The sequence below is a fragment of the Amycolatopsis sp. VC5-11 genome (assembly GCF_037034185.1).
GTDB lineage: Bacteria > Actinomycetota > Actinomycetes > Mycobacteriales > Pseudonocardiaceae > Amycolatopsis > Amycolatopsis nivea.
Genome location: NZ_JBAGKF010000063.1, coordinates 1 through 269 on the forward strand (window position 1 = coordinate 1; position 269 = coordinate 269).

At 64.3% G+C, this 269-nt stretch carries 1 protein-coding gene; it reads left to right on the forward strand.

What is annotated here, in order from left to right:
* Nucleotides 1-25 precede the first annotated feature (25 nt).
* Nucleotides 26-269: NAD(P)(+) transhydrogenase (Re/Si-specific) subunit beta (locus WA670_RS45090; protein WP_336162315.1), on the forward strand; the 244-nt coding region annotated here is incomplete at its 3' end.

The window sequence follows — 269 nt, forward strand, 5'->3', positions numbered from 1 at the left end:
CGCGAACCTGAAACTCTCGGCGAAGATGAAATCCGCCCCGTTGATGCTGCCCGGCAAGAACTACTTGAACCTGGGCGCACTTGTCCTTTTCGTTGCGTTCACCGCCTGGTTCGTGATCAGCCCGGCATTGTGGCTGCTGATCGTCGTCACCGTCCTGGCGCTGGCGTTGGGCTGGCATCTGGTCGCGTCGATCGGCGGCGGGGACATGCCGGTGGTCGTGTCCATGCTGAACAGCTACAGCGGCTGGGCGGCGGCGGCGTCGGGGTTCC